This is a genomic window from Citrobacter sp. (assembly GCF_050252275.1).
Classification (GTDB): domain Bacteria; phylum Pseudomonadota; class Gammaproteobacteria; order Enterobacterales; family Enterobacteriaceae; genus Citrobacter_A; species Citrobacter_A amalonaticus.
The window spans coordinates 1-9,180 of sequence record NZ_JBFWLF010000189.1 but is presented as its reverse complement, the minus strand read 5'-3'; the positions used below and the strand labels follow the sequence as shown (position 1 = coordinate 9,180).

The window sequence follows — 9,180 nt, the reverse complement described above, 5'->3', positions numbered from 1 at the left end:
TGCGTCCGTCCTACGTGCTGGGCGGCCGGGCGATGGAAATTGTCTACGACGAAGCTGATCAGCGCCGCTACTTCCAGACCGCCGTTAGCGTTTCCAACGACGCGCCGGTTCTGCTCGACCGCTTCCTGGATGACGCGGTTGAAGTGGACGTTGACGCCATCTGCGACGGTGAAATGGTGCTGATTGGCGGCATCATGGAACACATCGAACAAGCGGGCGTCCACTCGGGTGACTCTGCCTGTTCTCTGCCGGCCTACACGCTGAGCCAGGAAATTCAGGATGTGATGCGCCAGCAGGTACAGAAACTGGCCTTCGAACTGCAGGTTCGCGGTCTGATGAACGTCCAGTTTGCAGTGAAAGATAACGAAGTCTACCTGATTGAAGTGAATCCACGTGCGGCGCGTACCGTACCGTTCGTCTCTAAAGCGACCGGCGTACCGCTGGCGAAAGTGGCGGCGCGTGTGATGGCCGGTAAATCGCTGACCGAACAGGGCGTGACCAAAGAAATTATCCCGCCGTACTACTCGGTGAAAGAAGTGGTGCTGCCGTTCAACAAATTCCCGGGCGTCGACCCGCTGTTAGGGCCAGAAATGCGCTCCACCGGGGAAGTGATGGGCGTGGGGCGTACCTTTGCGGAAGCGTTCGCCAAGGCGCAACTGGGCAGCAGTTCTACCATGAAAAAACAGGGCCGTGCGCTGCTCTCCGTACGTGAGGGCGACAAAGAGCGCGTGGTTGACCTGGCGGCGAAACTGCTGAAGCAGGGCTTTGAACTGGACGCCACCCACGGTACCGCGATTGTGCTGGGTGAAGCAGGTATCAACCCACGTCTGGTGAACAAGGTGCATGAAGGTCGTCCGCACATTCAGGACCGTATCAAGAATGGCGAATACACCTACATCATCAACACCACCGCAGGGCGTCGCGCCATTGAAGACTCCAGGGTGATTCGCCGTAGCGCACTACAGTACAAAGTGCACTACGACACCACGCTGAACGGCGGCTTTGCCACCGCGATGGCGCTGAATGCCGATGCAACAGAGAAAGTCATCTCCGTTCAGGAAATGCACGCGCAAATTAAAAAATAAGCGGCGGCATCATTTGCCCCGGTTTTAAAAACGGCTCCGGAAACGGGGCCGTTTTTTTATGCACTCAGTTCATTCCTGGAGATATATTGCGCAACAGGACAATTTTCATTGTAACAAGCAAGATTTGGCTCACACTAATGCGCCGCTAAGTTGCTTACTATCATTGAATCCCACAATTTAAATAGGGTCTTGTTTTGTATTTTTACGGACAGGGCATAACAAGATTTTTAATTTGTGAAATGGTGTGCTTATGTGTGAAAAATATGTTGAAAAGCCGCTTTATCTGTTAATTGCCGATTGGGTGATGGCAGAAAAGCGTTGGGTAAGTGCGAAAGAGATCGCGAAGCACTTTAATATGGATCACTGCAAAGCGATCAATACCGTCTCTTATATTCTCGCTGAGGTCGGGGAGATTAATTGCGAGACTAAGACTATCCCTAATCAACTGGAAGGTCGTGGATGTCAGTGTCAGCGCCTGGTCAGAGTGACGCATATTGATCCACAGCTGTATGCCCGCCTTGGGCATAGCGCGCAGGTGAAGATGGTCAGCAAATCGCCGCGGATGTCGGCGGTGCCGCCATCAGAACTAAACCGCGAGCAAAAATGGCAGATGATGTTGTCAAAAAGTATGCGTCGATAAGTTCGGTTTTGCCGGATGGTGCCTTGCGCCGCCATCCGGCATGATTACATGGCCGATTTAGGCTTCACCTCCGTTGTGCCCTTCAGGCGCGGCCGGTTTGCTTCAACCGCCGTTAATGGCAACGTTTCCCGTAGCGATGCCCGACAGCGTACGGCGAGATCCTGATATTCCTGAGTATTCAGCCGCTTCCAGTGCAGTTCCTGTTCGCTGACCTCACGCATGACGCGGGCTGGCGTGCCGACCAGCAACTGTCGTGTGGCGCCAGTAAATCCGGCTTTGACGAAACTCATGGCGGCGACAATGCTTTCGTCGCCGATCACCGCACCGTCCATGATCACGCAGTTCATGCCGACCAGTGCGTCCCGGCCTATCACGCAACCGTGCAGGATAGCACCGTGTCCGATGTGTCCATTCTCGCGTACCACCGTGTCCGTATCGCAGTAGCCATGCATAATGCAGCCATCCTGAAGGTTGGATCCCGCTTCAAGGATTAAGCGGCCATAGTCCCCGCGCAGTGAGGCGAGCGGGCCGACGTATACGCCAGCCCCTACGATGACATCGCCAATCAGTACTGCGCTGGGATGCACATACGCCTCGGGATGGACCACGGGAATTAAGCCTTCAAAGGCGTAAAAACTCATCGACATTCCTCAATTGTTTTTTTGCCGGATAAGCGCAGCGCCATAAGGCATTAGCGTCCTTTCCAGACCGGATCGCGTTTTTCAGCAAACGCCTGCGGCCCTTCGAGCGCATCTTCGGAGTGCAGCACGGACGGATAGTGTTTCAGCACGCCGCTGCGGATGAAACGATAAGCCTCTTCCACTGGCATTTCACTGGTTGTGCGGTAAATCTCTTTCAGCGCGGCGATGGCCAGTGGTGCGCTGTTCACCAGCTGTTGTGCCAGTTCACGCGCGCTGTCCATCAGTTCCTGTTGGCTGACCACGCGATTGACGATCCCCCAACGCAGCGCTTCGTCTGCATCCATGCGTCTGCCGGTCATGATCATTTCATTGACGATGGCCGGGGGCAGTATTTTCGGCAGACGCAGGACGCCGCCGCTGTCCGGTACGATGCCAAGTTTGGCTTCAGGGAGGGCAAAGCTGGCGTTATCAGCACAGACAATAAAGTCTGCGGCCAGCGCCAGTTCAAAGCCACCGCCGAATGCATAGCCATTGACGGCAGCGATCACCGGTTTGTCGAGATTGAAGATTTCAGTCAGGCCAGCGAATCCGCCAGGGCCAAAATCGGCGTCTGGTGCTTCACCTTCCGCCGCGGCTTTTAAATCCCAACCGGCGGAAAAAAACTTCTCGCCTGCGCCGGTGACAATCGCCACGCGCAGTTCGGGATCGTCACGAAAATTAAGAAAAACCTCACCCATCTGGAAACTGGTTTTGGCATCGATCGCATTTGCTTTTGGTCGATCCAATATAATTTCCAGAATCGATCCGTTGCGGGTTAAATGTAAAGATTCACTCATGGTTCATCTCCAAAAATAGGATGTCTGGCAGGGGTTATTCCTGTCTGTAGGGTTATTTCAGGTTTTTTTTGATTATTTTTCCTGAACAATTTCGCGGCAGGTCGGTTCTAATCTCCATAATTGAAGGGACTTTAAATTTCGCCATATTTTTTTCGCAGAAGCTGAAAAACTCTTCTTCACTGAGCGTTTCACCCTCGTTGAGTACCACAAAGGCTTTTATCGCTTCGTCACGAATTGAATCGTTAATTCCAATAACGACGATGTCCTGAATTTTGGGGTGTGCCGAAATAATATTTTCCAGCTCCACGCAGGAGACGTTTTCTCCCCCTCGCTTAATCATGTTGCAGCGGCGATCGACAAAATAGAAAAAACCGTCTTCGTCGCGATAGCCGGAATCACCGGTATGCAGCCAGCCGTTCGGCTCGAGCGCTTTGGCGGTGGCATCCGGCCTGCCGTAGTACTCTTTGAAAATCGTTTTACCCGGCACGCCCTTAATACAGATTTCCCCAATTTCACCGGCGGGCAGCGCACGGTTTTGCTCATCGCGAATTTCTGCTTCGTAACAAAAGCCGGGACGTCCAATAGAGGGCCAGCGTCGCTTATCACCGGGGCGATCGCCGATGATGCCGACAATGGTTTCCGTCATGCCGTAAGAGGTCAGCAGACGCACACCGAAGCGTTCAACAAATGCATCTTTTTCCTGCACTGACAGGTTGAGGTAATACATCACTTCCCGTAAACAGTGCTCTCTGTCCAGCGGTGATACGGGTTGAACCATCAGCGTTCTGATCATCATCGGGATGCATTCCGTGACGGTCGCGCGGTATTTACGCACTTGTCCCCAGAAAGCGCGGGCGCTGTATTTCTCTATCAGCACAAAGGTTGCGCCCACCGAGAAGGCGGCCATGGCGGCAGTGCACTGACAGTCGATATGAAACGCAGGCATGACCGTCAGGTAAACATCGTCATCACGCAGGGCGCATTGCCACGACGAGTAGTAGCCGGCAAAACGCAGGTTGTAATGGGTGATGACCACCCCTTTAGGGCGGGAAGTGGTGCCGGAGGTAAACAGGATCTCGGCCATGTCGTCCGTGGACAACGGTGGGGTATAGCGCAATGTCGTCGGCTGCTGATCCTTCAGCGTCGTGAAATGGCTTACGCCGTCAGCGATCGGCAACGCCTCACCAATCAGGCAGATATGGCTAAGCGGCGTCGTCTCATCCTGTTGGATCTGCCGATACATCGGATAAAAAGCGGCGCTGGTTACCAGCAACTGAACGTCACTGTTTTGCAGGATCCACGCGCTTTCTTCACGCAGCAGACGGGCATTGATCGGCACCATGACCGCACCAATTTTCGCCAGCCCGAACCCGCAAAAGAAAAACTCCGGGCAGTTATCCAGATGCAGGGCGACCTTATCACCTTTGCGAATGCCCAATGAGTGGAAAAGGTTTGCCGTCCGATTGATTTCCTCGTTAAGCGAGGCGTAGCTGTACTGGCGCACGTCCCCTTCGCTGGATTCGCAAATCAGCGCTGTTTTACTGCCATAAACTTCGGCCAGATCGTCCCACATCTGGCGTAAGTGTTGTCCGCCAACGATATCCATTGCACTCCTGTCCATTTTCACAGGCGTTGTGCTAACCGGGCGAGCCGGTCAGCATTTCGCATTTAGTTCTCAACTTTGGCCAGACCCTTACTGACCAGTTCCTTAATGTCTGCGTCGTTGTAACCGATATTTTTCAGAATGGCGGCAGTGTCCATGCCGTGCGACGGCATGCCGCGCCAGATTTTCCCCGGATTGTTTTTGAATTTCGGCATGACGTTTGGCCCTTTGCAGGTGCGGCCATCCATCGTTTGCCACTGGGTAATGGATTCGCGGGCAACGTACTGCGGATTGCCTTCCAGCTCCGGAATGGTCAGCACTTTGGCGCAGGCGATATTCAGCTCGGCGAAACGCGCCTGCACTTCCTCGATGGTGTGTGCGGCCAGCCACGCATCCAGTTTTTCTTCGACCAGCGGTCCGTACGGGCACTCGACGCGGTGAATCAGTTGTGTTCCTTCCGGCACTTCCGGCGTACCGAGAATGTGCGCCAGACCGATGTCTTTAAAGCATTCGGTGACCTGGGTAATCCCGACCAGCTCCATCACGATGTAACCGTCGGCGCATTTATACAGCCCACAACCGGCGTAATAGGGGTCTTTACCTTTGGTCATGCGCGGGCAAATTTCACCGCCGTTGAAGTAATCCATCATGAAATACTGACCCATGCGCAGCATCACTTCGTACATCGCCACATCGATACTTTCGCCTTTGCCGGTTTCCCGCACCTTATGCAGTGCCGCCAGCGCGGCCGTGGTGGCCGTCATGCCGGAGAAGTAGTCGGCGGTGTAGGGGAACGCGGGCATCGGCTGATCAACGTCGCCGTTTTGGATCAGATAACCGCTGAAGGCCTGAGCGATGGTGTTATAGGCCGGAAGGTTGGTGTACTCCTCGGTACCGTACTGACCGAAGCCAGACAGGTGAGCGATAACCAGTTTCGGGTTATGTTGCCACAGAACCTCATCGGTAATTCCACGACGGGCAAACGCCGGACCTTTACTGGCTTCAATGAAGATATCGGTGGTTTCCATCAGTTTCAGAAACGCTTCCCGACCTTCATCTTTAAAAATATTCAGCGAGAGCGCGTGCAAATTACGCCGCGACAGCTGCGGATAGTTTGGCTGAACACGGATGGTATCGGCCCAGGCGACGTTCTCAATCCAGATAACTTCAGCGCCCCACTCGGCAAACATCTGACCGGCGAACGGCCCGGCGATTTCGATCCCGGAGAAGACAACCCGCAGCCCGGCAAGCGGCCCAAAAGCAGGCATTGGTAGACGATCCATAAAATGCTCCTGATAAATTTGTAGGCCTGATAAGACGCAAAGCATTGGCCCGGTAAGCGCAGCGCCACCGGGCATGTCGCTGTCTTAACGGTATTGTTTCAGCACGGCACGACCGAGCGTCAGGATCTGCATTTCGTCAGAGCCGCCGGATACGCGGTCAACGCGCAGGTCACGCCAGAAGCGGGTGATGCGGTGGTTACCCGCAATCCCAACACCACCGAGAACCTGCATGGAGGTGTCCACGACTTCAAACGCCGCGTTGGCGCAGAAGTATTTACACATCGCCGCATCACCCGAGGTGATGGTACCGTTGTCGGCTTTCCATGCCGCTTCTAACAGCATGTTTTTCATGGAGTTTAATTTGATCGCCATATGGGCGAACTTCTCCTGGATCAACTGGAAACGACCGATCGTTTCGCCAAACTGCACGCGCTGGTTGGCGTAGCGCGCCGCATCTTCAAAGGCGCACATTGCTGTACCGTAGTTGGTGAGGGCTACCAGGAAACGTTCGTGGTCGAACTCTTCTTTTACGCGGTTAAAGCCGTTACCTTCCCGACCGAACATGTCTTTTTCGTCCAGCTCGACATCGTCAAAGTTGATTTCACAGCAGCTGTCCATGCGCAGACCCAACTTCTCAAGTTTGTTGACCTTGATGCCGGGTTTACTCATGTCGACAAACCATTCGGTATAGACAGGTTTATCCGGGGAAGCGCCGTCTCTTGCCATCACCACGATATAAGGGGTGTAGGCGCTACTGGTGATAAAACACTTACTACCATTAAGATAAACCTTACCATTTTTGCGGGTATAAGTGGTTTTCAGACTACCAACATCCGATCCCGCTCCCGGTTCGGTGATGGCGGAGTTCCACATTTGTTTCCCGGTTCCCTGGAACGCCATGATTTTATCGATCTGCTCCTGGGTGCCTTCGCGCAGGAAGGTATTAAACCCGCCCGGCAGCTGATACAGCACGTACGTAGGCGCACCGAGGCGTCCCAGTTCCATCCAGACGGCAGCCACGGTGACGAATCCGGCTTCCAGGCCGCCATGTTCTTCCGGGATCAGCAGGCTATCGATGCCCATGTCCGCCAGCGCTTTCACGAAACGCTCCGGATACACGCTGTCGCGATCGCATTCGGCAAAATAGGCTTCCCAGTTCTCACTGGCCATCAGTTCACGAATACCGGCGACAAACAGTTCCTGCTCATCATTGAAATTGAAATCCATCTTCTAACCTCTATGTCATGGGGTAATTAGGTTTATTTATCTTTCCAGTGCACTTTGGCGTCTTTGATAAAGGAGAGCGTCACCATAATGTTGACGAAGAACAGCGGGCAGCCCCCGGCGATAATCGCGGTTTGTATTGGCTTCAGGCCGCCGAGTGCCAGCAGCACGATGCCAATCACGCCGACCAGCACTGACCAGCCGATACGCACCAGTAACGGCGGCTCTTCGCCATCACGCACTTCACGACAGGTCGACATTGCCAGGGTGTAAGAGCAGGCGTTGATCAGCGTAACGGTGGCAATAAAGCAGAGAATAAAGAATCCCCACATCGTGGCGGTGCTGAGCGGCAGGGCGGCCCAGGTTTCGATAATCGCGCGCGGCACGCCGTGATCGGCAATCAGTTGCGGGATGTTGATGATGTTTTTATCCATCAACAGCAGAGTGTTACTGCCCAGTACCGTCCACAGGATCCAGGTGGAGGCCGTCAGGCCCAGCACCATGCCAAAGCACAGTTCACGCACGGTACGACCGCGAGAGATACGCGCCAGGAAGATGCTCATCTGAATGGCGTAAATCACCCACCACGCCCAGTAGAAGACCGTCCAGCCCTGTGGGAAACCGCCTTTGGCGATCGGGTCGGTGTAGAACAGCATGCGCGGCAGATACATCAGCAGCGTCCCGACGGAGTCGGTGAAGTAGTTCATAATGAAGCTGGCGCCGCTGACGATGAACACCCAGCCGAGCATCAGGAAGCTCAGATAGCTGCGCACGTCACTGGCGATCCTGACCCCTTTTTGCAGGCCGCAGGCCACGCAAATGGCGTTAAGAATGATCCAGCAGGTAATGATGATCGCATCCAGTTGCAGCGTGTGCGGGATACCAAACAGGTACTGCATACATTCGGTGACCAGCGGCGTCGCCAGCCCAAGGCTGGTGCCCATCGCGAAGATCAGTGCGACCAGATAGAAGTTATCAATGATGGTGCCTAACAGACCTTTGGCGTGTTTTTCGCCGACCAGCGGCACCAGCGTGGAGCTGGGACGAATGACGTCCATCTTGCGCACAAAGAAGAAGTAGGCGAAGGCCACGGAGAGGAAGCTATAAGTCGCCCATGGCAGCGGTCCCCAGTGAAACAGGCTGTAAGCGAGGCCAATCTCTTTCGCTCCGGTGGAGTTAGGTTCCAGGCCAAACGGCGGCGTGGAGATGTAGTAGTAAATCTCTATCGATCCCCAGAACAGCACGGCGGCAGAAGTACAGGAGGCGAACATCATGAAGATCCAGCTGGCGGTGCTGAACTCCGGTTTCTCGTCACCTAATTTCTTTTTCGCGTAGGGACCAAACACCAGCCAGAACCAGCCGATGAGCATAATGACCATATACCACTCAAATGCCCATCCCCAGACATTAGTGACATAACTGAAGACGGCATTAATAACGACATTTGCGGCATCGAGATCGCGTACCGTTAGCCAGCAAAGTATTCCGACGATTATTAGCGGCGGGAAAAAAACCTTTGGCTCAATTCCAGACTTTCTCTTTTCATTTTTCATGAGTGAATTCCAGGTTGAAAACGAAATTTATTTAGCGTTCCCGTTTGTTTTATTTTTGTTTATTTTTATTAAATATTTGTTGATACCCGTTTAACCTCAGGACGCGTTGGCGAGTAACTCATAATGGGTATTCGTTTTGCGGCATTCTGTAATCTTCGTCACACTTTTTGTTTGGGGTGTTTTGGTGCGGACAGCTCTTAAAAATGTATATTTATCATTTGGTTAAATTCTAATTTGTTGGGTTTTTCACCGTTTGGCGTTCAATATTGGTGATCTGCCAGACAATATTGAAAATATTTCTTTTGGACGTCGGGT

Annotated in this window: 8 protein-coding genes; 2 read left to right on the top strand and 6 right to left on the bottom strand. The window is 53.5% G+C overall.

What is annotated here, in order from left to right; translation table 11 throughout:
* Together AB7E14_RS15645 and caiF are read left to right on the top strand one after the other, a co-directional pair.
* A partial coding sequence (locus AB7E14_RS15645) for an ATP-grasp domain-containing protein (protein WP_428169654.1) occupies positions 1-1,085 on the top strand: 1,085 nt, incomplete at its 5' end.
* 250 nt (positions 1,086-1,335) lie between these two features.
* Positions 1,336-1,725 carry a carnitine metabolism transcriptional regulator CaiF gene (gene caiF / locus AB7E14_RS15640; RefSeq protein WP_042997987.1) on the top strand — a complete coding sequence of 130 codons (390 nt, stop codon included), beginning with the start codon at positions 1,336-1,338 and terminating at the stop codon, positions 1,723-1,725.
* A 44-nt stretch (positions 1,726-1,769) separates the two neighbouring features.
* Here caiF and caiE read toward each other — a convergent pair whose 3' ends face one another.
* The 6 genes from caiE to caiT all read right to left on the bottom strand — a co-directional run bounded on the left by caiE (position 1,770) and on the right by caiT (position 8,865).
* Positions 1,770-2,366: a carnitine operon protein CaiE gene (gene caiE / locus AB7E14_RS15635; RefSeq protein ID WP_044328224.1), complete on the bottom strand. Its 597-nt coding sequence runs from the start codon at positions 2,364-2,366 to the stop codon at positions 1,770-1,772.
* Between the two features lie 50 nt (positions 2,367-2,416).
* On the bottom strand, positions 2,417-3,202 hold the full coding sequence (gene caiD / locus AB7E14_RS15630; RefSeq protein ID WP_044267380.1) for a crotonobetainyl-CoA hydratase: 786 nt from the start codon (positions 3,200-3,202) through the stop codon (positions 2,417-2,419).
* A 52-nt stretch (positions 3,203-3,254) separates the two neighbouring features.
* Entirely contained in the window at positions 3,255-4,808 is a 1,554-nt protein-coding gene (gene caiC, locus AB7E14_RS15625) for a crotonobetaine/carnitine-CoA ligase (protein ID WP_316962833.1), read from the bottom strand.
* A 62-nt stretch (positions 4,809-4,870) separates the two neighbouring features.
* On the bottom strand, positions 4,871-6,088 hold the full coding sequence (gene caiB / locus AB7E14_RS15620; protein WP_044255581.1) for an L-carnitine CoA-transferase: 1,218 nt from the start codon (positions 6,086-6,088) through the stop codon (positions 4,871-4,873).
* An 84-nt stretch (positions 6,089-6,172) separates the two neighbouring features.
* Positions 6,173-7,315 (bottom strand): crotonobetainyl-CoA dehydrogenase, encoded by a 1,143-nt coding sequence (caiA, locus tag AB7E14_RS15615; RefSeq protein ID WP_042997982.1) that lies wholly within the window; start codon positions 7,313-7,315, stop codon positions 6,173-6,175.
* A 32-nt stretch (positions 7,316-7,347) separates the two neighbouring features.
* On the bottom strand, positions 7,348-8,865 hold the full coding sequence (gene caiT / locus AB7E14_RS15610) for an L-carnitine/gamma-butyrobetaine antiporter (RefSeq protein ID WP_042997981.1): 1,518 nt from the start codon (positions 8,863-8,865) through the stop codon (positions 7,348-7,350).
* Between the last annotated feature and the right edge of the window lie 315 nt (positions 8,866-9,180).